At 61.6% G+C, this 24,387-nt stretch carries 20 protein-coding genes; 18 read left to right on the plus strand and 2 right to left on the minus strand.

The genetic code is table 11. The annotated features are described in order from the left end of the window. Positions 1-145: 145 nt before the first annotated feature. Together C8K44_RS26060 and C8K44_RS26065 are read right to left on the minus strand one after the other, a co-directional pair. The gene (locus tag C8K44_RS26060) at positions 146-586 is read right to left on the minus strand and encodes a MaoC family dehydratase (protein ID WP_109578670.1); all 441 of its coding nucleotides are present in this window, start codon (positions 584-586) and stop codon (positions 146-148) included. Beyond that, on the minus strand, positions 583-1,020 hold the full coding sequence (locus C8K44_RS26065; protein WP_109578671.1) for a thioesterase family protein: 438 nt from the start codon (positions 1,018-1,020) through the stop codon (positions 583-585). The genes C8K44_RS26060 and C8K44_RS26065 overlap by 4 nt, the downstream gene beginning before the upstream one ends. A gap of 171 nt (positions 1,021-1,191) precedes the next feature. Between C8K44_RS26065 and C8K44_RS26070 the strand changes: the two genes are divergently transcribed. The 18 genes from C8K44_RS26070 (at position 1,192) to C8K44_RS26155 (ending at position 23,900) form a co-directional block, all read left to right on the plus strand. After that, positions 1,192-2,007, plus strand: a complete 816-nt coding sequence (locus tag C8K44_RS26070) for an enoyl-CoA hydratase/isomerase family protein (protein WP_158282805.1) — start codon at positions 1,192-1,194, stop codon at positions 2,005-2,007. Continuing rightward, a complete protein-coding gene (locus tag C8K44_RS26075) occupies positions 2,004-3,803 on the plus strand; it encodes an ABC transporter permease subunit (protein WP_109578673.1) in 1,800 nt (599 codons plus the stop codon). Before C8K44_RS26070 ends, C8K44_RS26075 begins: the two co-directional genes overlap by 4 nt. A gap of 44 nt (positions 3,804-3,847) precedes the next feature. After that, a complete protein-coding gene (locus C8K44_RS26080; protein WP_109578674.1) occupies positions 3,848-4,927 on the plus strand; it encodes an extracellular solute-binding protein in 1,080 nt (359 codons plus the stop codon). A gap of 142 nt (positions 4,928-5,069) precedes the next feature. Beyond that, on the plus strand, positions 5,070-6,143 hold the full coding sequence (locus C8K44_RS26085; RefSeq protein WP_109578675.1) for an ABC transporter ATP-binding protein: 1,074 nt from the start codon (positions 5,070-5,072) through the stop codon (positions 6,141-6,143). A 69-nt stretch (positions 6,144-6,212) separates the two neighbouring features. Next, entirely contained in the window at positions 6,213-8,264 is a 2,052-nt protein-coding gene (locus C8K44_RS26090) for an acetate--CoA ligase family protein (protein WP_158282806.1), read from the plus strand. 75 nt (positions 8,265-8,339) lie between these two features. Beyond that, a complete protein-coding gene (locus C8K44_RS26095) occupies positions 8,340-9,449 on the plus strand; it encodes an FAD-dependent oxidoreductase (protein ID WP_109578677.1) in 1,110 nt (369 codons plus the stop codon). Next, entirely contained in the window at positions 9,433-9,735 is a 303-nt protein-coding gene (locus C8K44_RS26100; RefSeq protein ID WP_109578690.1) for a (2Fe-2S)-binding protein, read from the plus strand. The genes C8K44_RS26095 and C8K44_RS26100 overlap by 17 nt, the downstream gene beginning before the upstream one ends. After that, positions 9,732-11,153, plus strand: a complete 1,422-nt coding sequence (locus C8K44_RS26105; protein ID WP_109578678.1) for an NAD(P)/FAD-dependent oxidoreductase — start codon at positions 9,732-9,734, stop codon at positions 11,151-11,153. The genes C8K44_RS26100 and C8K44_RS26105 overlap by 4 nt, the downstream gene beginning before the upstream one ends. A gap of 28 nt (positions 11,154-11,181) precedes the next feature. Then, positions 11,182-11,526 carry a RidA family protein gene (locus C8K44_RS26110; protein WP_109578679.1) on the plus strand — a complete coding sequence of 115 codons (345 nt, stop codon included), beginning with the start codon at positions 11,182-11,184 and terminating at the stop codon, positions 11,524-11,526. 17 nt (positions 11,527-11,543) lie between these two features. After that, positions 11,544-12,590 carry a LacI family DNA-binding transcriptional regulator gene (locus tag C8K44_RS26115; protein ID WP_109578680.1) on the plus strand — a complete coding sequence of 349 codons (1,047 nt, stop codon included), beginning with the start codon at positions 11,544-11,546 and terminating at the stop codon, positions 12,588-12,590. 83 nt (positions 12,591-12,673) lie between these two features. Continuing rightward, the gene (gene hisD / locus C8K44_RS26120) at positions 12,674-13,993 is read left to right on the plus strand and encodes a histidinol dehydrogenase (RefSeq protein WP_109578681.1); all 1,320 of its coding nucleotides are present in this window, start codon (positions 12,674-12,676) and stop codon (positions 13,991-13,993) included. 127 nt (positions 13,994-14,120) lie between these two features. Continuing rightward, positions 14,121-15,308, plus strand: coding sequence for an MFS transporter (locus tag C8K44_RS26125; RefSeq protein ID WP_109578682.1), 1,188 nt, complete (start codon positions 14,121-14,123; stop codon positions 15,306-15,308). Between the two features lie 736 nt (positions 15,309-16,044). Further along, the gene (locus C8K44_RS26130; protein WP_109578683.1) at positions 16,045-17,685 is read left to right on the plus strand and encodes a thiamine pyrophosphate-binding protein; all 1,641 of its coding nucleotides are present in this window, start codon (positions 16,045-16,047) and stop codon (positions 17,683-17,685) included. A gap of 432 nt (positions 17,686-18,117) precedes the next feature. Further along, the gene (locus C8K44_RS26135; protein ID WP_158282807.1) at positions 18,118-19,302 is read left to right on the plus strand and encodes an extracellular solute-binding protein; all 1,185 of its coding nucleotides are present in this window, start codon (positions 18,118-18,120) and stop codon (positions 19,300-19,302) included. 116 nt (positions 19,303-19,418) lie between these two features. Continuing rightward, complete coding sequence (locus C8K44_RS26140) at positions 19,419-20,369, plus strand: ABC transporter substrate-binding protein (RefSeq protein WP_109578685.1); 951 nt, start codon at positions 19,419-19,421, stop codon at positions 20,367-20,369. A 54-nt stretch (positions 20,370-20,423) separates the two neighbouring features. Continuing rightward, positions 20,424-21,533 (plus strand): Gfo/Idh/MocA family oxidoreductase, encoded by a 1,110-nt coding sequence (locus tag C8K44_RS26145; RefSeq protein ID WP_109578686.1) that lies wholly within the window; start codon positions 20,424-20,426, stop codon positions 21,531-21,533. Positions 21,534-21,620: 87 nt separating this feature from the next. After that, a complete protein-coding gene (locus C8K44_RS26150; protein ID WP_109578687.1) occupies positions 21,621-22,796 on the plus strand; it encodes an ABC transporter substrate-binding protein in 1,176 nt (391 codons plus the stop codon). Between the two features lie 126 nt (positions 22,797-22,922). Further along, positions 22,923-23,900: a D-2-hydroxyacid dehydrogenase family protein gene (locus C8K44_RS26155; RefSeq protein ID WP_109578688.1), complete on the plus strand. Its 978-nt coding sequence runs from the start codon at positions 22,923-22,925 to the stop codon at positions 23,898-23,900. The last annotated feature ends 487 nt before the right edge of the window (positions 23,901-24,387 follow it).

The raw sequence follows: 24,387 nt of genomic DNA on the forward strand, positions 1-24,387 counted from the left end.
GCCTTACCACGGGGGCGGCCATGTGGGCACGGCTCGCCGAGCGGTTTCTGTCCTCATAACATCGCCTTCGGCGGAGCCCGCAATTTCCCCGCTCGTACCATTAGGTAGGATGTCTACCAGCTGCTGGCGCTGGTTAGCGATAGCCCTACAGCCGGCGCTGGCGCGATTGGACGAACAGAACCGCTTCGCCCGCAAGCACGACGGTGCCGTCGCAGGTGCAGGTGGTTTCCAGATACACGCGATTTCGTTCCGGCTCCAGTTTGGTGATGAGTGCGGTGGCTTCGACCGCCGAACCCGGTCGAACCGGCGCGCGAAACTCGAGCAGCTGTCGGATATAGACGTTGCCGGGGCCGGGGAGGCGGGTCCCCAGCACTGAAGACACGATGCCTGCGGTGAGCATTCCGTGAGCAATGCGGCCTTCGAAGCGTGTCTGCCTGGCCCATTCCTCATCCATATGGATCGGATTGAAGTCTCCGACCGCGGTTGCGAAGATGTCGATGTCGTCGGCCGTCACGGTTTTCGTGATGCTGGCGGACATGCCGACGCTGAGGTCCTCGAAGTAGTAGCCGTCCGAAACTGCAGTCATCGTGTAAATTCCTTGTCGAATTCGGGGGTGTCGGCCACAAGTCGTTCCAGGCGGGAGCGGACGTCCTCGGGGATCGGCGTGGGCCTGCTGATTGCATAATCCATGTGGACATAGCTGCAGCGTCCGACCGAACAGACGCTGCCGTCCTGCATGATCACTTCGTTGACATGGAAACTGGTGCGCCCGATGGCGCGCAACCAGGTGAGCACGGTCACCTCCGAGGACATGTAGATCTGGCGCTTGTAGCGGATCTCCATCGAAATCACGGCCACTGCCCAGCGATCGAATGACAGGTCGGGCGTGAAGGCCTGGAAGATGGTGCGCCGGCCTGCTTCGAACCAGATCGCCGACGTCACGTTGTTGATATGGCCGGCGCCGTCCGTTTCCGAAACGCGAGGCGTGATCGACGTCTTTGTGGCGTTGGCTGGCGTCATTGTGTCTCCTCTTATGCATACGAATTCAAAAAATGTTGCCGAATTTTCCCTTATCATACCTGGAGGGTTGTTAGAAGCGGCAAGAAAAATGAAAAACCGCTGTTGCATTCGTATGCATTCGATGCAACAAAGTCGTCATCGAGTTCGACCAATGGTGAGGGAGGAAACCTGTTGTCGTACGAAATGATCAAGGTGGATGTGCGCGCTGGTATCGGCTTCCTGACCTGGAGCCGGCCGCGAGTTCACAATGCCATCTCTCCCGAGATGATGGCCGAGACGATGGATGCGCTGTCGGCGCTCGGCGTTCGGGACGATGTCCGCGTCATCATCCTCTCAGGCGAGGGCAAGTCTTTCAGTTCGGGCTGCGACATTAGCGTCAGGGCCGACCGGGAGACGCAGGGCATCGACGAGTGGCGCACGCGCTACCAGAAGAGCCTGCAGTTCATGCTGAGTTTCTGGCGTTGCCCTAAGCCGATCATCGCCTCGATCCATGGCTACTGCCTTGCCGGCGGTTTCGAGGCGAGCCTGGCGTGCGACATCTCGGTTGCTGCCGAGAGCGCCCGCTTCGGCATGCCCGAGGCAAAGATGGGGTCGCCGAGCATCCTGCTCATGCTGCCCTGGCTCGCCGGACCCAAGATGTCCAAGGAAATCCTCATGTGTGCGGAGGACACTTTCTCGGCTGCCCGGGCCAAGGAAGCGGGCATCGTCAATCACGTCGTTCCCGACGAGGAGCGCGAGAGCTTCGTGCTCGAACTCGCGAACCATATCGTCGGGGCGTCCCCGGTTGCCGTTGCCTACTTCAAGCGCGCCATCAACCAGACCTTCGAAATCATGGGCCTGATGCCGGCGCTCGAGGCCAATGTCGAGGCCGCGGCCAGCATGAAGGGGATCGTCGACAAGGATCGCGACGAGTTCCTGTCCATCAGGAAAGAGCAGGGCCTCAAGGCTGCGATTGCCTGGCGCGCCTCGCGGGTCGGTGCCCAATGACGGCCGCAGACCTGCAGTGGCAGGCTGGCGGCACTGCCGTCCGATCCTGGCGTCAGCGTTCCTTCGTGTCCCTGCTTCCGCTCATTCCGGCCTGGGCGTTCCTGCTTCTTTTCTTTGCCGTGCCTCTGCTTTTCGTCACCGGGGCAAGCATCTTCGACGAGAGCGGATCGCTTTCCCTTCAGAACTTCATCCGGCTTGTCGAGACGCCGGTCTATTGGCGCATTCTGCTCAACACTCTCGACATCGCTTTCTGGTCGGCATGCATCACCGTCGTGGCCGGCTATCCACTGGCCCGGATGCTGGCGTCAGGGGAGCGGAGCGGCAGCAGCCTGTTGATGATCGCCATCATGATCCCGCTCTGGACGAGCTTTCTCGTCCGGGCGCTGGCCTGGATGCTGGTCCTGTCCAGATATGGCGTGATCAACAGCACGATGCTGTCGATGGGGCTGTTCGATACGCCGGCGCGGCTGGTCAACAACTATCCGGCCGTGCTGCTGGCCATGGTGCACGGCATGCTCCCGCTGGCGGTGCTGACGATGTATTCGGTCATGCAGAACATCGACCCGGCCCTGACCCGTGCCGCATCGACGCTCGGCGCGCGCTCCGGCCACGCCTTCTGGCGCGTCTATTTTCCGCTGTCGCTTCCAGGCGTTGCCTCGGCATGGCTCGTCGTCTTCGTCTCGGCGCTCGGAACCTTTATCGTGCCGGTGCTGTTGGGCAGCCCCCGCGAAATGATGATTGCCGGCTCGATCGTCGAGCAGATCAACAACAACTTCAACTGGGGTTTTGCCGGCGCGCTCACCTGCATGCTGCTCGGCGCCACGCTGATCGTCTATCTCGTCTTCGAGAGAACGCTCGGCAGTTCGGTCCTGTCAGGCGGCGCGGCAAGCTCTGCGTCCACCGGCACCGGCAAAGGGCGCGTCCAGCAGTGGATGAGGCCGTTCGGCACATCGATACTTGCCGCTGTCGGCACCGTGACCGTGTTCTTCGAAAAAATGCTCGAACCCGTGCTCGGCCGGCGCAGAGCCGGAAACGGCATTCTGTTGAGCTTCAGCGCCTGGCTCCTCGTCGCCTTCCTGGTGCTGCCGGTGGTGTTTGTGATCCCGGTTTCCTTCTCCGAGGACCGCTTCTTCAGCTGGCCGCCGGTGGGGTTCACCACGGAATGGTTCGAAGCCTACTTCACCTCGACGGTGTGGATGAAGGCCACGCTCAATTCGGTGCTGTTCGCCTTCGTTTCCGCCATCACGTCGATGCTGCTCGGCATTCCCGCAGCTCTCGTCCTAGCACGCCGCAGCGTGCCGATGCGGGCGCTGCTGATGATGCTGGTGCTGATGCCGATCGTGCTGCCCAACGTCATCGTCTCGGTCGGCCTGTTCTACGTCTTTGCCTATGTGAACCTGGTCGGCTCCGTCTGGGCGATCATCATCGGCCACACCGTCCTCAATCTTCCTTACGTCATCATCACCGTCATGGCTGTGCTCAAGAACTATGATGTCCGCCTCGATCACGCCAGCTGGACGCTGGGCGCGAGCAAGCTCCGGACATTCCGCCTGATAACGATGCCGATCCTCAGGGCAGGCATCGTTGCAGCCTTCCTGTTCTCGTTCGTGCGGTCCTTCGACGACCTCTCGATCGTGCTGTTCCTTGGCGCCGGACAGCTCAGCACCTTGCCGCTGCAGCTTTGGTCGACCGCCCTGGTGGGCATCGATTCAACCCTTGCAGCCGTGTCGACCGTCATCTTCTGCGCCGTCTGCGTCGTGGTGGTCGTCGCAACCCGAATTGGATCGAAGAAGTAACGCAAAAACGATCCAGGCCGTCTCTTAATGTGGAGGAGAAAAACATGAAGAGAACTAAAGTATCGCGTCGAAACGTATTGAAAATACTGGGCGCCTCGTCGGCAGTCCTTGCCGCCCCGGCCATATTCTCTCGTGCCTATGCGCAGGAAGGCGGCTTTTCAGTCGGCATCCCCGGCGGCTACGAAAAGGCATTCCAGAACGCGTTCCTCGACCCTTATGCCAAGGAGTTCGGCGTCAAGCCGACGCCGATCCTGGCCGGTACCTCGACTGTCGAGATCAAGGCGCAGGTCGAGACGGGCAAGTTCTTCTATGACGTCCGCTTCAGCGTCGCTGCGACCGGCAACGAGGTCCTTTCCGCCGCCGGACTACTCGAATCGATTGACGACATCGACTCCGCGGACGTGCGTGCCATCTATGCGGCCATGCCGGAGGCGCAGCGTCGGGCGACTTTCCTTCCCCACGGCCTGTCGGCGCAGGTCATCGCCTATCAGGACCACCTGAAATTCGAGAACTATGCCGATATCTGGGATCCCAAGAAGCTTCCCGGGGCGCGCGCGCTGCGCGGCCAGGGCAAGGACTCGGTCGAGGCAGCACTGCGTTCCATGGGCAAGCGGCCGAGCGAGACCGCGGCGTTCCTTTCGAACGACGACGGCTGGAAGCAGGTGTTCGCCCGCCTGGACGAGATCAAGGTACATGTGACCAACTGGTGGGAGGAGGATTCCGACATCACCCGCCTGCTTGGTGCGCGTGAGGTCGACGTGACGGCTTTCCCCCATCATCGCGCCATGGCGGCCGTCGAAAGCGGCGCCAAGATCAAGTACAATTACGGGCAGAGCATGACGACGGCTCTTGGCTGGGTCATTCCGAAGAACAGCCCGCAGGCCGAGGCCGGACGCAAATTCATTGCGTTCTGTTCGCGTCCCGACCGCATCGCAGCCTTCACCCAGGACGTGCCGATGGGGCCGATGCATCCCGGCGTCATGGCTCTGCTTGATCCCGCCTTCGCGGCAAAGCTGCCCACCCACCCGGACAATGTCGGCAACATCGAGGCCGAGGACGTCGCCTTCTGGCACAAGAACCAGGGCAAGGCCAACGAACGCTTCAAGGAGTGGCTGCTCGGCTGATCCGCAGTTCGACGCGACGCGCGGCTGGAGGAGGCCGCGCGTCCACCATCGACCGGCAATCGGCCACGCCGCGACGACCCGGTGGACAGTCCTCCTTTGCGGTCAGCAACGCCGGGCGCCCTAGCAGGCAAGGAATTTTCAAATGGATCTGAAACTGAAAATCGAGGGAGTGAGCAAGTCGTATGGCGCGGTCAGAGCCCTGAACCCCATCTCCGTGGACGTGCCGGCTGGAGAGTTTCTCACGCTGCTGGGCCCGTCCGGGTCGGGCAAGACGACGCTGCTGCAGATATTGTCCGGGCTGGTAGTGCCCGATGACGGCGGCATCTGGATCGATGGAAAGCTGGCGACCCACCTGCCTCCGTCACAGCGCGACATCGGCATGGTGTTCCAGAACTACGCCCTGTTCCCGCACATGACCGTTGCCGAGAACATTGCCTTTCCGCTGCAGATGCGCCGCATGAAGAGCGCGGAAATCGCGCCAAAGGTGCGCAGGATTCTGGACATCGTCCAGTTGCCGCATCTCGCCGACAGGTTTCCGCGGGAGTTGTCGGGTGGACAGCAGCAGCGTGTCGCCCTGGCGCGCTGCGCGGTCTACGAGCCGCCGATCATCCTGATGGACGAACCTCTCGGCGCTCTCGACAAGAACCTCCGGGACCAGATGCAGCTCGAGATCGTCCACCTGCACAAGACGCTCTCGACGACCATCCTCTACGTCACCCACGACCAGGAGGAGGCAATGGCGATGTCTGATCGGATCTGCCTTATGAAAGATGGGCGGATTGAGCAGTTGGGCACTCCGAGGGATCTGTACCGTTCGCCGAGAACCGAGTTCGTCGCCAATTTCTTCGGTCGGTCGAATGTCTTCAGGTGCACGGTCAAGGAGCAGTTCGACCAGACCGTGCTCCTGGACGCCCCTGTTGGTCCGATCATCGTCAATGGGTATCGCCCGGGGCAGAAGGCCAACCGCGGCCAGACAATGTCGGTCGTGGTCAGGCCCGAAGATATCCGCTTCCTGAATGGCAGTGAAACCGCCGACAACGAGATCGTCGTTCGCCTCGAGCAGACGGTCATGACGGGTGCAACCACGCGCTATCTCGCCAGAAGCACGGACGACACGCCGATCGAAATCCTGTCTTTCAGCTCGTCCGGACACTCGCCCGCGGGCGGCGAATGCCGTGTCGGATGGGGCAAGGAGAATGTCACCATCGTCTGCTGACCGACCTCGAACACAACAATATGCCGAGCAGCTCGAAGCTCGTTACCTGCCCTATTAGAAGGAATGACTATGTCCAGCAGTATGTCGAAGCTCTTCTCGCCGAAAAGCGTGGCCGTCGTCGGCGCAAGCGAGAGAGACGGAAATCTTGGAGGCCGGTTGATCAAGGCGCTCAAGAATGGCGGCTACAAGGGTGAGATCTACGCCGTCCATCCTACTGCATCCGAAGTCTTCGGCGTGCCCAGCTTCTCCAACATCCGCGACATCGGCAAGACCATCGATTTTGCCGCCCTGTCGGTACCCGACAGCCAGTTGCTCAAGGCCTACGAAGAGGCGATCGAAGCAGGGGTCAAGGGGTTCCAGATTCCGAACCGCGGCTACGACGCCGAGCGCAAGTCGCTGACCTACATTCCCGACCGGCTGCGTGCCATCGGCCTCGAGGCCGGTGTCGCCGTCTGCGGCCACAACTGCATGGGCTTCATGAATGTCCGCGACAGCGTGCGGATGACGCACAATCCGCCTCCCGGCCTCGATCTGACGCCGGGAGGCGTATGCATCGTCTCGCACAGCGGCTCGAGCTGGTCCGGCATCGTCGGCAGCCAGCGCGACCTTGCCCTCGACATTGCCCTGTCGGCCGGCGCTGAAGTCGTTTCCGGGTTCCCCGAATATATCGACTACTTCGCCTCCCTGCCGACGACGCGGGTGATCGGCCTGGTCGTCGAGACAATCCGGCGCCCCGAGGCCTTCCTTGAGGCTGTCGGCAATGCCTTCCGCAAGGGCATTCCCGTGGTCCTTCTGGCACTCGGCTCGACCGATGTCGGCGCGAAATTCACCGAGGCTCATTCGGGCGGTCTCTCCAGCCCGCGCCAGGTGCTGGACGCTATCGGCCGCAAGTATGGCGTCATCGTCACCAAGACGCTCGACGAATTCCTCGACTGCATCGAAGCCTTCCGCACCGAGCGGGTTCCAACCGCCATTGGCGCAGGCGTCATCAGCGACTCCGGTGGCGAGCGCCAGCTCATTGCCGACGTGTCGAGCTGGACCAGTTTGAAACTCGCCGCCTACGCGGACAGGACCAATGAACGGTTGACCGAAATCCTCGACGACGACGTGGTCATCGGCAACCCCCTGGACTCCATGGGCGACGCCCCGATGGCCGATTCCGGTATCGCCATTTCCAAGGATCCCGCAGTCGGCGCGGTCGTGATCGGCAACAATCTTGTCGATGGCCGCCAGTTCATGATCGACGTCTCGAACTCGACGACCAAGATCCATGAGAACACCGAAAAGCCGGTCTTCATCTTCGGCAATCTGAGCACGTCCGTATCGCGCCCGGGCGCTCGCAACCTGCGCATGAAGGGCATTCCGGTCCTGATGGGCACGGAATCCGCCTGCTACGCCATCGGGTCGTTCCTGGCATGGCACGAAAAGCGGCGGGCCCTGGCCGAGACCACAAATGGTGACGGCGAGCACAGGCCCGTCGCCGCGCTACCTCGCCTGCCGGATGGCTTCACGCAGGACAAGAGCTACGCGCTGCTCGCCGCGTGCGGTCTGCCCATCGCGCCCATGCTTGAATCCGGCACTCTGAACGACACGGTGAAGAACGCCCGCTCGCTCGGCTATCCGGTCGTGCTCAAGACCGCCAATCCCGATATCGCGCACAAGTCCGATGTCGGCGGCGTCATTCTGGGAATCCGCAGCGATGAGGAACTGGTCCGGCATTACGCCGATCTCGCGCAGCGCTGCGGTCCGCAGGTGTCGTTGCAACCGGCGCTGTCGGCCGACTACGAGCTGATCGTCGGCATGCATCGCGATCCGCGTTTCGGGCCGCTGGTCACCGTCGGCCTCGGCGGCGTCTTCACCGAGATCCTGCGCGACAGCGTCAATCTCTTGCCACCGGTCTCCTACGACGAGTTCGAAGCAAGCCTGAATGCGCTGCGGGCGGCAGCCGTCCTGCGCGGCGCAAGAGGGCAGCAGGCGATTTCGCTGCGCGAGCTCTACGATGTGGTCGTGACCATTTCCGAGCTCGCCATCCAGAACCCCGGGATCACCGGCATCGATCTCAATCCGATCATGGTCCGGCACGGAAAGCTGAACATCGTGGACGCGCTGATCACGGTCTGAGGCCGGTCGGGCGGGGGCATTTGCGTCCGCCCGCCTTTCTGCGAATGGCGGCGCTGCCGCGGCAAAGGCAAACGAATGCACGACGAATTCGAATATGGGGTGATCGGCGGCGGCCTGGTGGGAGCGTCGCTGGCCTATGGCCTGGCCAAGCGAGGCCGGAAGGTCGTGATGTTCGACGAGGCCGACATTGCCCGAAGGGCATCTCGCGGCAATTTCGCGCTGGTTTGGGTCCAGGGCAAGGGGGCGGCATTCCCGGTCTATTCGGACTGGACCATAGCGTCGGCCATGGCATGGAGCAGCCTTGCAGCCGAACTCGAAGACCTGACGGGCATTCACCTCCATCACCGGCGACCGGGCGGTTTCGTTCTTTGCCTCGGCGAGGACGAACTGGCCGAGCGTGCCCGGGATCTGGCCAGTCTCAAGGCGCATAACCCCGATTATCCGTATGAAATGCTGGATCGCAGGGAACTGGCGAAAGTCCTGCGGCAGGTCGGGCCGGACGTGGTCGGCGCGTCCTATTGCGCGCTCGACGGCGACGTCAATTCGCTGCTTCTGCTGCGCAGCCTGCACATGGCGTTGGCGCAGCACGGCGGCACCTCCCTGCCTGGACGCAAGGTGCTCGACATCGGGCGCGATGGCCGGGGTTTTCGCCTGAAGACGCAGTCGGGCGAAGTCCATGTCGACAAGGTCATCCTCGCCGCCGGGCTCGGCAACATGGAACTCGGCAGCAAGGTCGGCTTCGACGTCCCCGTCAGGGCGCAGCGCGGCGAGATCATGGTGACCGAAAAGATTGCGCCGTTCCTGCACCATCCCATGCACATCATTCGCCAGACCAACGAGGGCGGCGTGATGATCGGCGACAGTCACGAAGAGGCCGACGACTACAATTCGGTCAGCATGCCCATTCAATCCTTCATGGCCAGGCGCGCGGTGCGCATGTTCCCGTGCCTCGAAGCCTTGAACGTCGTGCGCATGTGGTCGGCGCTCCGGGTTCTCAGCCGCGACGGCTATCCGATCTATGCGCAGTCGAGCACACATCCCGGCGCTTATCTGGTGACCTGCCACAGCGGCGTGACGCTGGCGGCAGCGCACGCCGACCGCCTGGTGCCGGCCCTGATTTCGGGCGCTCGCGACACGATCATCGATTCATTCGGACTGGAGCGGTTTCATGCTGAAGCGGCTTGAAGATCTGGCCGGTGAGGCCGTCCGCATCCGGATCGACGGCCAGACGGTCGAAGCAAGGCTTGGCGACTCCGTCGCCGCGGCGCTGCTGCTCTCCGGCCTCACGGCCACCCGGACAACAGTCGTTTCCGGCGCACTGCGCGCCCCTTACTGCATGATGGGCGTGTGCTTCGAATGCCTGGTGACGATCGACGGCGTGGCCAATCGCCAGGCCTGCATGATCGACGTGAAAGAGGGCATGAGCGTGCAGACCCAGATCGAAGGACAGTCGGGGAGGGCGATCCGATGATTGGGCTGAACTCCATCAGGGAGCTCGACGACCGATATGGCCTGATCGTGATCGGCGCCGGTCCGGCTGGGATGGCGGCGGCGGTGGAAGCGCGCCGGCACGGCGTCGGCACGCTGGTTCTCGACGAGAATGCTGCCGTCGGTGGCCAGATCTATCGCTCGATCACCGCGACCACGCAAAAGCGCCTGGCCATTCTCGGCAAGGATTATGCGAAGGGGGCGGAACTGACCGAGGCTTTTGCCGCTTCGGATGCCGCATATCTTGCCAGGGCGACGGTCTGGCGCCTCGGCGCCGAGCGCGAGGTCGCGGTTTCGCATGACGGCGTCTCCCGCCTGATCAAAGCCGACCGCATTCTTGTGGCCACCGGCGCCATGGAGCGTCCCTTTCCCGTCGCCGGCTGGACCTTGCCGGGTGTCATGACTGCCGGCGCAGCGCAGATCCTGCTCAAGGCCAGCGGCGCCGTCTTGGGGCCGAAAACCGTGTTGGCCGGCAGCGGCCCGCTGCTCTGGTTGCTGGCGAGCCAGTATCTGGCCGCCAAGGTTCCGCTTCTGGCGATCCTGGACACCACCCCGAAGGGCAATCTGCGCAAGGCCATCGCGCATTTGCCGGGGTTCCTGACGTCGCCCTATTTCCGCAAGGGCATCGGCCTCATGGCCAGGGTCCAGCGGGCGGTGCCGATCTATTCCAATGTCGAAAACCTGCGCGCCGAAGGTTACGGACAGCTCGAGCATGTGCGCTTCAGGGCTGCCGGCAGGCAACACGTCCTCAGTGTCGATCATCTTCTGCTGCACCACGGCGTCGTCCCCGAGGTCAACATGCTCCGGTCGGTCGGCTGCGATCTCGTTTGGGACGACGAGCAGATGTGCTGGCATCCGGTTGCCGATGCCGACGGCCGGACGTCGGTTGCGGGCATCTATGTCGCCGGCGATGGTCGGGCCATCTACGGCGCCGAGGCGGCGCGCTTCGGTGGACGGCGCGCCGGGCTGGAAATCGCGAAATCGCTGGCCGCCGTCGACGATGCGACTTTTGAGCGGACCCGTGCGGAGATCGACAAGGGCGCCAGGCCCTATCTGCGCGGCCGCATCTTTCTCGACCGGATGTTCAGGCCGAGGCAGGAGCATGTCGCGCCGGCAGATGATGCGATTGCGTGTCGGTGCGAAGAGGTCATGGGGGCAACGGTCCGGGATGTCGCGACCCGCCTGAAGGCGCAAGGCCCCAACCAGATGAAGGCATTCGTGCGATGTGGAATGGGGCCATGCCAGGGGCGTCAGTGCAGCCTCGGCATCACCGCCACGATCGCTGAAATCCGCGGCATCACGCCGGGAGAGGTCGGTGCCTACCGCATCCGGCCACCATTGAAGCCGATCGATGTCGGCCAGATCGCCGGCCTGGAGACAATTGCCGAAGACCGGCACTGAGCGATCCAGAACACAGAAAGGAAATTCGATGATCGACAGACGATATCAAACAAAGATCATGCACCGAGCGGTGCTCAGCGCGGACGTGATCTATCTCGGCGGCGTCGTGGCTGACGACCTGTCGGCAGGCATGTTCGCCCAGATGCAGGGGGTCTGCGCAAAGGTCGAGCGCATGCTGAAAGAACTGGGCTCCAGCAGGGAAAAGCTGCTACAAGCCACGCTTTACATTACGGATATGTCGTTGAAAAACGAGATGAACGAGGCTTGGACTGCGTGGCTGAGTCCCGAGCATCTGCCAGCTCGCGCGACCATAGGGGTGGCCGACCTGGGTGAAGGCGTGCTTGTCGAAGCGGTCGTGACGGCGCGCCAGTAATCTGTACGAGGAAACCGGTGTCTGACGCGGCAAACAGCTCTCAACCCAAGGTCAAAGGCGCAGGGATCACCGCCTGGGACGTCGCCCGTATCGCGGGCGTGTCGCAGTCGACGGTCTCGCGGGCCTTTGCCAACAGCCAGCTTGTTTCGAGAGAAACTCGCGACCGGATCTTTTCGGCCGCCGAACAGCTCGGCTACCAGGTCAATATCATGGCCCGAGGGCTGAGCACCCAGAAATCGGGGCTCATTGCCGTCGTCACCGGGTCGACGCGGAATCCGTTCTACTGGGACGTTCTCCGACTGGTCGACGAGCGCCTGCAGGCCGAAGACATGCATGTGATGCTGATGACGGTGAAGGAGGGCGAGAGCACCGATTCCGCCATCCGCAAGGTTCATCAGTATCGTGTCGACGGTCTGCTGGTTCTGTCGGCGGAATTGTCGTCGAAGGCGATAGACGAGTGCCGGGAATTTGGCCTGCCGGTGGTGCTGTTCAATCGGTATGTCGAAAGCGGCAATGTTTCGGCGGTCGCCTGCGACAACGTCGTGGCCGGGCGGGATATCGCGCAGTTCCTCTACAACACCAACCACCGGCGCTTCGCCTTCATCTCCGGCCTGGAAGACAGCTCGACCAACAAGGATCGCCTGCAGGGTTATTGTGACCAGTTGCAGCGGCTCGGCTGTCCGCCGCCGCTCGTCGAAGGAGGAGACTTCACCTATGAAGGCGGCAGGCAGGCGGTCAAGCGGCTGATGCTGCAGGCCGAACGGCCGGAGGCCATCTTCTGTGCCAACGACATCATGGCGATCGGTGCACTCGACGGCATCAAGGTAGATCTCGGAATGAGGGTGCCGGAGGATGTCTCGATCATCGGCTTCGACGACATCTCGATGGCATCCTGGTCCGGCATCGAACTCACCACCATGCGACAGCAGACGACCCGGATGGTGGAGAGCGCCGTCGAGATCCTGACCCAGAGGATCGACGCGCCCGACCTCAAGCCGGAATTCAGGCTCGAACCCGGAAAACTCATGATCCGTCGAACGGTAAGGCTGGACAGGCAAGCGTAGCCCCAGGGGCGACAACAAACACCACAAGCAGTTTTGATGATGGGCGATGGCTTTGGCTGAAGCTTCGCCCAAAGGAGGAAGTCATGCCAAAATATCTGAAAAGCCCTGCCACCCGGCGCGAGAACGTCAGCAATCTCGACGTGCGGCAGACGGTGGAGCGCATCATCGAAGAGATCAGGCAGGAGGGCGACCTGGCTGTCCGGCGCCTGTCGGTGAAGTTCGACGGATATGAGCGCGAAACCTATCGCCTGTCGGACCGCGAAATCCAGGGATGCCTCGATCAGATGTCGAGGGAAGATCTCGACGACATTCTGTTCGCCCAGCAGCAGGTTCGCAATTTCGCGGAAAAACAACGCGAATGCCTGCTCGACCTCGAGGTCGAAACCTATCCCGGCGTCGTGCTCGGCCACCGCAACATCCCGGTTGCCAATGTCGGCTGTTATGTCCCGGGCGGCAAATACCCGCTGTTGGCTTCGGCCCATATGTCTGTCGTCACCGCCAAGGTGGCGGGCGTCGAGCGCATCGTCACCTGTGCGCCGCCGGTCAACGGTCGTCCGTCTCCTGCCATCGTCGCCGCCCAGCATCTGGCCGGCGCCGACGAGATCTACTGTCTCGGCGGCGTGCAGGCGATCGTCGCCATGGCCCTCGGCACCGCCTCCATCGGCGCCGTCGACATGCTGGTCGGACCAGGCAACGCCTATGTCGCCGAGGCCAAGCGCCAGCTCTACGGCCGCGTCGGCATCGATCTGTTTGCGGGGCCGACCGAAACCCTCGTCATCGCCGACGAAACGGCGGACGCCCTGACTTGCGCCACCGACATCCTTGGCCAGGCGGAACATGGCCCGGACTCGCCGGCAATCCTGCTGACCACGAGCGAGACGCTGGCGGTCGAGACGCACAGGCAGATCGAAGAGTTGCTGACGATCCTGCCCACCGCCGAAATCGCCCGCAAGGCATGGCAGGCATTCGGCGAGATCATCCTTTGCCGCGACGATGCCGAGATGCTTGTCGAAGCGGATCGGATCGCGTCGGAACATGTGCAGGTGATGACCCGTGATCCCGACTACTTCCTGAAGAACATGCGAAACTACGGCTCGCTCTTCCTCGGCGAAAGAACCAACGTCGCATATGGCGACAAGGTCATCGGCACGAACCACACCCTGCCGACGCTGGGCGCTGCCCGATATACGGGCGGGCTATGGGTCGGGAAATTCCTCAAGACGTGCACCTACCAGCGGGTGCTGACCGACGAGGCTTCCGTCTATTTTGGCGAATATTGCTCGCGCCTGAGCATGCTCGAAGGTTTTGTCGGCCATGCGGAGCAGGCCAACATACGATTGAGGCGTTTCGGGGCACAAACCGTGCCCTATGGTACGGCCGCCGAGCGCAGCCGCGCGCAATAGACGGCGCATCCGACCAGGGGAGGGGCGGTAACGTCGCCCCTCCTGAGCCGCGCTTCCGGGCTTTGCCCGAGCTCAGGGCTCGTGCTGTTCCCGTCCCCGACAACGGACAATTTCGAGTGTCAGGCAAATGATCCCTCGCAACAGGCGTTCGACAGGGCTGAACCTGGCACTGCTGCTGCCGGTGCTTCTGGCGGCGGTCCTGCTCCAGGTCGTCGTCCCGCTCTCCCGCGTCGCCACCTCCTACCGGGCCCTGGAACTGGAGCTGCCGCTGCTGCAGATCGGCCTCTTGTCTTCGGCCTTTGCCTTGCTGCCGATCCTCTTTTCGCTCCACATCGGACGCTACAACGACCTCAGGGGCGAAGGAGCAACCGCGCTGGCGGGATCGGCCGTCGTTGTTATCGCCGTCTTCGGGCTGTGGTTGTTGTCATCGGGTTTCCTTCCGATGATGGTATTCACCTGCATTCTCGGGGTCGGGCACGTGATGCTCGTCTCGGCATTGCAGATGATGACCACCCGCTGTTCCACGCCCGACCAGCATGATCGTGTCCTCGGGCATTTCCTCGTCGCCACCGCGCTCGGCCAGATCCTGGGGCCGATGGCGATCAGCCTGACGACGCCCGCAGGCGCCCAGTATCCCGACAGCAGCCTCTACTGGATCCTGGCCTCGTCGGCGCTCGGACTGGGCGCCTGTTCGCGGCTGATCAGGGCCGGCCTGCCAAGACATGTGCCGCATTCGGATTCGCCAGGTTTTCAGGCCGCTTCGGTGGTGCGCATTCCCGGCCTGCTCGCCCTGATCGTCGCAAGCGGGCTCGCGGTGGCGACCAATGATCTGATCATCGTGTTCTTTCCGGTTCTCGCCGCGGCAAACGGCATCAATGCAGGCATGGTCGGTCTTCTGCTCAGCGTGCGCGCGCTCGCTTCGATGGCGTCGCGATTGCTGTTTTCCCGCCTCGTCGATGCGATCGGCAAAGTGCGGCTGATGACCCTCGCTTTGCTGGCGACGGCGGTCGCCACCGCTACCCTGGCGCTGGACATGCCGATATGGGGCGTCGGGCTCGCATTGGCAGGGTCCGGCTTCTCCATGGGGCTGGCCATTGCCTGCTCAATATCGCTCAGCCTCGCCTTGGCGCCGGCCTCGGGAAAAGCCACGGCAATGTCGATCAGGCTTACGGCCAACCGCCTGGCGCAGTTCCTGTTGCCTCTCGGGGCGGGGGCAAGTGCGGTGATCGTCGGCCCGGGCGGCATCTTCGCGCTCAGCGGACTTTGCCTGATGGCCTGTGGAGCGCTCGTGGCCCGCGTGCGCCAGCGTGTATGAAATCGGAAGGTAGCTAGTGCGCGGCAGGAAAGGTCCACGTTGTGACCCACACGCAGACGGCGGGCTGGAGCAGTGAAATGACAGGGTTCCCCTATCTTTGTCCTAAAGCAGACTGACTGCAAACGGCCCCAAACACGGCATTTAGAGATCGCTCTGGCATCGCTCTGGCGGGGACGGCCCTTAGCGTAACCAGCCAGATGGCGCGAGGCCTAGCCGCCCGGGATTGCTTAATCCTCAGGACATAGCCCTAGAGGCTACCTGATATCTCCCGCCAGCACTCCCGAGTGAATTGGCTCAACGAAGCTGACGATTTCTCGCTTGTCATTCGCGTCTTAAAAGCTGTAGCATAGCATATTGCATGCAATTTAACATGTAAATCAGGATCGTGATTGCGTTGAGGTAGCTCGAAACGCTCATCAAGGAGGAGTTGATGATGGTCGCCGCCAGACAGCGCGAAACGCTGATAGGGGCCTGGTTCCCTTGACAGCATAGCGGCCAACAGGCCGGCGATGTGGTCTGGAGGCGGCACCTGGTTCCGGGTGAAGATGACGTCAGTATCGCAAGCCGCGCGCCCACAGCGGTCAATCGTGCGGTGGTCGGGGCGCCAATCAAAGACGCTGTTCCATCTTTTCGTCTGCGGACACCTCAACATTCTCCCGATAACCCCTTGCTCCTTTCGCGGCCGAGGAGGGTAGGGGGCCACCGTTCATAAACCGCTTGTAACGAAGGAAAGACGATGAAAGTATTTGAACGGATAGCCGACGCGTTCGTCGCGGAGGGCACGCGCGCGATCTTTGGATTGATTGGAGACGGCAACATGTTCTGGCTCAATGCCATGCATGTCCGCGGCGTGAAATTCATCGATGTTCGACATGAAGGAGCGGGTCTCGGCATGGCCGACGGATGGGCGCGTGCCTCACGCGAGGTCGGCGTTGCCACAGCCACCAATGGTCCAGGCGTCCCGCAGCTCGCGACAGGCCTCATTACCGCGACCCGCGCATCCTCACCCGTCGTGGCTTTTGTCGGGGAATCCTCGACCAAACATCCCGAACATATTCAACGCATGGATCAGCGGGCATTGGCGAAGGCCTGCGAAGCAGAGTATGTCGAAATCTACTCGCCGGAAGTCGTCGACTGGGCAGTACAGCGAGCGTTCTACATTGCAAGAAGCCAGTCCAAATCCGTAGTGCTGGCGTGCGCGCGCGACATTCAACAGAAGAAGATCGACGTCGAGACCAAGCCCTATGTTCCCTCGACCGCACTACTTCCCAATGTCCCGGTCGGCCCGACTGCCGAGGCCGTCGCCGCGGCGGCGGATGCCATCACTGACGCCAGGAAGCCCGTCATAGTCGTTGGTCGCGGCGCCCTCTGGTCGCAAGCGGGCGAGGCTGTGAAAAAGCTTGCACAGCTATCTGGCGCGCTGCTCGCCTGCACCATGCAGGCCAAGACCTACCTCGCCGAGGACGACTTCCATGTCGGTATTTCGGGCGGCTTCGGGACCGATGGGGCCATTGAAATCCTTCGCGAGGCAGATCTTGTCATCGGTGTCGGCGCCAGCCTGAATTCGTACACAACCAAGCACGGCTATCCGAATGCCAAATTCGTCCAGATCGACATCCTGCCCCACAGAGTGATGGATGGAGGCCGCGCAGCCGATGTCTACGTTCATGCGGATGCGCGCATTGGGGTCGAGAGACTGGTCCAGGAACTCGAGCGTCGCGGTCACAGGAACACCGGCTTTCGCACCGCCGAGATCAAGGCGAGGATTGCCGGGCATTTCGAGGACAAGGCAGAGTTCGATATCGAGCCGGGTTTGCTCGATCCGCGCGAAGTGTGCAACCTGCTCGACGAACTCTTGCCTCTCGACTGCGTTGTGCACTCCGGCAGTGGCACGAGTGCGGTTTTCCCCACCATGCACATCAATAGGCCGCGCCTGTTCATGGGCGGAAAATTCTGGGCCTGCATGGGGCAGTCGATGCCGTCCGCCATCGGCGCGGCAGCAGCTCTGGGGCGACCCGTCGCGCTTATCGAAGGAGATGGCAGCACGATGATGCACCTGGCGGAGCTGGAAACATCTGCCCGGCACAAGCTGCCCTTCCTCACCGTCGTCCTCAACGACCAGGCACTCGGCTCGGAATATTACAAGCTGATCGAGGCAGGATTGCCCTCCACCGTCGCCGAATGCCCGACGCCAGACCTCGGCGCTGTCATGCGATCGTTCGGCGGCCGCGGAACGCTTGCCACAACCATCCAACAGGTTCGCGCAGCTGTGGAAGAGTGGATTGCAGATCCGGTGACAACGGTCATCGACGCCCGCATCACGCACAGAGTTTCGACCGTGCCGGCTCGCCGCGGCAAGGTCGGGCACGACGCCTGACGCCTCATCGCCTAAAGCATTCCGGCCATGTGGTGACCGGCAAGCAACAGTTCGAGCGGGTTCAAAGCCCGCTCGAAAGCGAGCGTCGCGTGCCGAGCGGACACCTCGATCCCGATAGTGGTACGAAGCGATCATGTGCGGGACGCCGCCCAAGCTTTGGGGGAGCACATAGTGCACTTACGGTCTCACTGACCCCAACTATGTTGCGTGCATTGCCGCATCCTTATGGTCGGCCTGCCGCTGTCAGAAGCGGCTGCCACGCCCGCTGACAAAACGCGATAAAAAATTGCATGCTATTTGGCATGCAAGAATTGCGCACTTTAGATTTCTCTGATATCGAAGAGGCGGCATTGGAGGATGCAAGCGCTGCTGCAGCGCTCTGATGAGGCGGCATCGCCCGTCGGCTCTTTGTAACTCAATAGGGAGGTAATGATGACTGGATTGGTCTTGACTGCCCGCGAAGCCAAGCCCGCGAAACGGCGCCTGTCGTTGCTTGCGGCTGGCGTGGTTCTGGTGTCTGCGTGGGGCAGCAATAGTTTTGCTGCCGGTGCATTCGACACCAAGGACCCCGACTATCTCGCTCGGGGGAAGGCGCTTGTGGAGCAGGGCAAGATTTCAGATGCTTGTCTGCCAAGTTCCGCCACGGCGCCTGACAAGGCCTACACAGCGATTCCCGAACCTTCGGCAGAGCTGATTGCTGCTGCGGTGAAAGAAGGACAGGTCGTCCTGAATTCCGGCATCTCGGACAAGGCGTCGATCAATGCCTTCCAGGGTGCATTTGAGCTGCGCTATCCCGGCGTCAAGCTCGTCGTGGCCTCCGGCAGCAGCGCCTCCCTTGAGGAACGCTTTCTCGCTGACCACGCAGCTGGCAACCAGGAAGTAGACGCCGTCATCACCAACAAGATCCAGTGGGCCACCGAGGCGCTCAAGGAAAAAGCCATCCTGCCGCTGGACCAGACGATCCCGGGCTTCTTCAGTTCCTGGCCAAGTGGTTCGTGGAAATGGGAAACGGAATACGGCGCGCTTGCTCCAGCTCTCTATCGCGCTCTTGGATTCGCCTACAATAGCGACCTCGTCAAAGGCGACCTGGTTCCAACCAAATGGGAAGACTTGGCGAACCCTGCCTTCAAGGGGCAGCTTCTTGCGGTAGACCCTGCGGCGTCAGCCACTTACGCGCGGGTTTGGAAGCACATCATGGACACTGTTGGCGACGATACGATGAAGAAGATCGGCGACAACATGATCAAGCAGCCTCTGTACACCGATATCCAGCCGGCGGCTCAGGTTCTTGGTGCAGGCGGCGGAATGGTGATCATGGAAATGGGATTGAACGTCGCCGCCTCGATGAAGGCGAGCGGAGCACCGGTCCAGGCGGTCGTGCCCGACACGGCGACTGGTCCGCAATATGTACTGGGCGTTGCCGCGGACGCGCCGCATCCGAATGCCGTGAAGCTCTTCACGCATTGGCTCTATTCGGCCGAGGGCCAGTGGGTCACCAGTTGCTCTGCGGTAGCAGGTACCGTGGCCTACCCCGCTGGAGGCGCCAAGACCTTTGTACAGATCGATTCAGTCTCGAAGAGCGACATGGCCAAGATCAAGGAGTTGCTTGGCATCTGATGCCGCCCATCGGCTCGACGGCAACGTCCGGCACTGTATCGAAAGCGCGGTGCCGGCCCTGTCATCGAGCCAGCTAGTGGGCAGCTTTCTCTATCAGATCGACAGGGACTGGAATCATGACCGACATCAGCCTTCGCGCCGTTTTCCAACGGCGCCCCTATACCAATGCCGTGGCCGACGGGGCCATCAAGGTGCCGGGGGTCAAGATCGACTTCGTCGAAGTCGATCTCATCAGCAAGGCGATGTCTGCGGTATGCGACCTAGAATACGACATCGGTGAGATCACGCTCACCGACTACATGATGTGCCGAAACGCGGGCAAGCCTATCGTCGGACTGCCCGTGTTTGTGACGCGAAACTTCCTCCACAACCGGATCTGGTATCACACGCGGTCGGGCATAAGCTCGCCGAAAGATCTGGAAGGAAAACGTGTGGGGCTGAAGTCCTATCCGCAAACGGCGCCGTTCTGGAACCGTGGCATCCTGGCGACAGAGTATGGTGTCGACGTCGGAAAAGTTACGTGGGTCAGCCTCGAGGGCGCACACCTTCGCGAATACGATCCTCCGGCCAATGTTCAGTCCGCTCCGGTGGGGGCAACGCTCGCCGAAATGCTCGAAACCGGTGAGATCGATGCGGCAGACGACCCGGGCCGTCCTTGGACGGACCGCGATGAAGTCTGGAGCCACGATCCCGACGTCATCAAGCCCCTTGTGCCGGTCGGCAAGGAAGAGATCGCCGATTGGTATCGACGAACACAGGTCTATCCAATCCTGCACATGATCGTTGTGAAGCGCGAGGCGATTGACCGCCGTCCGACCCTAGTAGCCGACCTGTTCGGTGCCTTCGTCCAGGCTCGAAACGCCTGGATGGCAAATATCACCAATCCCGACGCCTTTCGCCAACGCGGACGCGACATCGTCGGCAGCGACTTCCTGCCGTACGGCGTGGGGCCCAACAAGGCAACACTCGAGCTGGCGTGCAAGCTTGCCTACGATCAGGCAGTCACCTCACGGGCCCTCGATGTCGAAGATCTGTTTGATCGGGACATCATCGAATTGCGTGCCTAAACGCGCGTCCGGCAGCGGACGCTTGCTTGAGACGAAAAGGAAGCGGAACCAGTCATGGCAGGCAAGATACGGCTTGGGTTCATAGGGGCCAACATCCGCTCGAATTGGGCGTCAGAGTCGCATTTCCCCGCGCTCGCCGCCAGTTCCGACGTCGAACTTGCCGCCGTGTGCACGACCAGCCAGGCAAGTGCCGAAGAAGCAAAGCACGTGCTTGGAGCACGATTGGCGTTCAGCGACTATCGCGAGATGGTTCAATCCGACGAGATCGACGCAGTCGTCGTGGTTGTACGCGTGCCTTCCCATTATGCGACGACCAAGGCGGCGATCGAAGCCGGTAAACATGTCTACACCGAGTGGCCTCTTGGCGTGACAACCGTCGAAGCCAAGGAGCTTGCCGAAGCTGCCGCTGCTCGCGGCCTGCAGACCGCCACTGGGCTGCAGGCTCGGGTCGCCCCAGAACTGATGTACATGCGCGAGCTTATCAGCGACGGCTCCATCGGGAAGGTGTTGTCCTGCCACGTAAGCTGCTTCCGACCGGGACTTCTTGCTCGCCCGGCAAGCCGGACATGGACGCGCGACGTAACTCTGGGGGCCAACCCACTTACCATTCAGGCAGGACACATACTGGATACGCTCCGCTTCGTGGCGGGCGAATTCTCTGAACTCCAGGCCGTCGTGAGCACTCAGTCCAAGCAATGGTACCAGACCGACACCCAGCAGATGGTCGACGTCACGTCGCCTGACAATGTGCTGATCAACGGCGCACTAAGAAACGGTGCGGTGGCCTCGGTCCACGTCGCCACCGTCCCGCTCGCCCCGTCGGGATATCGCATGGAGATTTATGGCTCGAAAGGCTCGCTCGTCGTCGCCCATCCGATCTCTTCGAACCACGGGAACCTGGTGCTGAGAGGAACTTTTGGGGGCAATGGCCTGGACACACTCGCGGTCCCCGCCGGCTTCGCCCATGTGGCCGACGACTTTCCCGCAGGGCCGCCCCATGCCATCGGCCAGATGTATGCGCTTTTCGCAGAGGGCATTCGCACCGGCTCCACGCCTGAGCGCCTGCCTACATTCGCGACCGCGATCGAACTCCATCATCTGCTCGATTGCATAAGGGACGCGTCCTCACAAGGACGGACCATCCCATCGCCGTTCGCTGGTTGAGTGCGAAGGCCGTTCGGGCGCGAGAACGGCCCTGTCGAGGTCGCACCGGTCTATGAGCTTCATCATAACCCTTGGGAGGAACATTTGATGAGACTTGGTTCACTTTTCCGCCAGCTGCCGCGCCTTCGTGACCTAGCAGCAAGCGTATCGATTGTCGTGTTGGCGACCGCGATTGGCACTGCCAGCAACGCAGCTGGGTTCGACACCAAAGATCCCGCATATGTGGCGCGCGCTGCGGAGATGGTCGCTCAAGGCAAGATTTCCAAGCAGTGCCTGCCGAGCTCGGCGACCGCGCCTGACCAGGCCTATGTTCCAATCGCCGAACCACCACAGGACTTGATCGACGCGGCCGCAAAAGAGGGGGAGTTGGTCCTGAACTCCGGCGTCTCGGATGAGCCTTCGGTGAATGCCTACAAGGCAGCATTCCAGGCGCGTTACCCCAATATCAAGATGACAGTTGCCTTCGGTGGCGGTGCTTCCGCCGAGGAGCGCATCCTTGCGGACTTTGCCGCCGGCAACAACTCGATCGATGGCGTGATATCGATCAGGCCCACCTGGGTAGCCAAGGCACTGAAGGAAAAGGCATTGGTTTCGCTTGATCAGACAATCCCGGGCTTTTTCGAAACCTGGCCGGGCGGCGCTTGGAGATGGCACTCCGAGTTCGGCTCTACCGCCCCGGCATTCTACCGCGCCATCGGCATCGGCTATAATAGCGAGCTGGTGAAACAAGGTCTGGTGCCGAAGTCTTACCAGGATCTCGCCAGGCCCGAGTTCAAGGGCCAGCTCCTGGGACTGGATCCGGAAGCAGCAGTCCTTTATGCAAGCGTCTGGAAGCACATACTCGACAGTGTCGGCGAAGACACCATGCGGGCGCTCGGAAACAACCTAATCAAGACGCCCCTCTATTCTGACATCCAGCCTGCAGCCCAGGCGCTTGGCGCCGGCAGCGGCATGGTGATAATGCAAATGGGCGGCAATACCGCCGCAACGATGAGAGCCAATGGCGCGCCCGTTCAGGTGATCATTTCGGATACCGCAACAGGCACCCAGTATTCATATCTCGCGACAGCCAACGCCTCGCATCCAAACGCGGCAAAGCTGTTCGCCAACTGGCTCTATTCGGCGGAAGGGCAATGGGTGATGAGTTGTGCTGCGCTGGCAGGAACCATCGCATACCCTGCCAACGGCGCGAAGAATTTTCTCCCGATGAAACCTGTCTCGAAAGAGGAGATCGCCAGGATCAAGAAGTTGTTGGCGATCTGACAGCTGGCCATTGTACATGATGGGCCGGGCGCCACTCCGGTAGGCCCTGGCCCGTCATTTTCGTTTCAATGCAGCACGCCGGGCCGAATCTTGGCGCTGCAATCGTAAGAGGTTGCAAAGCCAAAGATGCGCATCGCCGTACTAGATGACTACGCCGGGGTAGCTCTTGAGCTTGCGAACTGGTCCCCGCTTCAAAAGCTTGCGTCCGTTGAAGTATTCACGACCCCGCTCGGAGTTCCGGACGAGGCAGCAACCGCATTGGCTGACTTCGACGTCGTGTGTTGCATGCGCGAGCGAATGGCTTTGCCAGCCACGCTGATCCAGAAGTTGCCTCGCCTGAAATTCATCGTCATGACCGGGGCGACGAACCGTTCGCTCGACATGGAGGCAGCGACAGCTGCCGGCATTCCGGTCGCATGCGCTGCCCAGGTCGGCGACGGTCATAACTCCACTGTAGAACTCGCATGGGGGCTGATAATCGCGGCCGCTCGCCAACTTCCCAACCAGGTGCAGGGGATGCGCGAAGGACGGTGGCAGACCAGGATCGGCGTTCCCCTGTTTGGCCGGACGCTTGGAATTCTTGGCTTGGGCCGGCTGGGCCAAAAAATGGTGCCAGTCGCCAAGGCCTTTGGCATGAACGTTATTGCCTGGAGCAGCAATCTGGATCCTGCGAAGGCGAAGGCGATTGGTGTGCAACCTGTCGAGAAAGAAGAGCTCTTCCGGCGAAGCGACATCCTGAGCATTCACCTGGTTCTCAGCGAGCGTTCACGCGGGATTGTCGGCATGCCGGAATTTTCGATGATGAAGCCATCGGCCTGGATCGTAAACACCTCGCGGGGCGCAATCGTCGACCGGCATGCTCTTGTTACGGCGCTTGCCGAAAAACGCATTGCAGGTGCTGCGCTCGATGTCTTTGACGAGGAACCTTTGCCAGCGCGAGATCCGCTTCGCGACATCGACAACCTTATCCTTACGCCTCATCTTGGCTATTCGGTCTCAGACACTCTTTCGGGTTTCTACCAAGGAGCGATCGAGATTATCCTCGCCTATCTTTGTGGCACCCCAATCAATGTCGTCAACGCGGAAGGGCTCGCCCGGCCTTGAGCACATAAGTGCTCTTGAACTGATGGCGCAGGATAGGTGCGTTTCCACTATGCGGAACCGCATCAAGAGATCTCGCCGACAGTAAACCCGCGAAAGCGAGGGCGGAGTAAAAGAGAGGGCGGTTCCTTGGGAACCGCCCTCTCTTTTGCAGGACGTCATATATGGTCAATGAGCCAGCGGGTCCGGCCTGATCTGGAATTGAACCACTTTGGGCAGGTTGCCTTTGCCGCCTTCGAGATGTTGCGGTGCCCGACCGCCATAAGTCGACCACAGACCACGGGCCTTCCAGCCCCCGCCAGCATCGTCGATACGACCGTCCAGGCCCTTGGCATAAAAGCCGAGCGGCTAGGGCACACGCATCGTAATGAACTTTCCATCCACCAGAGCGAGCAATGAGATGCCGTAACGGGGCCTGCATCGCGCACTGCCCGTTATCGCTTGCATGCTGACCGGTCAGCTGGCGACGTTCCCGTATCTGATCTTACAG

Source organism: Aminobacter sp. AP02 (assembly GCF_003148805.1).
GTDB lineage: Bacteria > Pseudomonadota > Alphaproteobacteria > Rhizobiales > Rhizobiaceae > Aminobacter.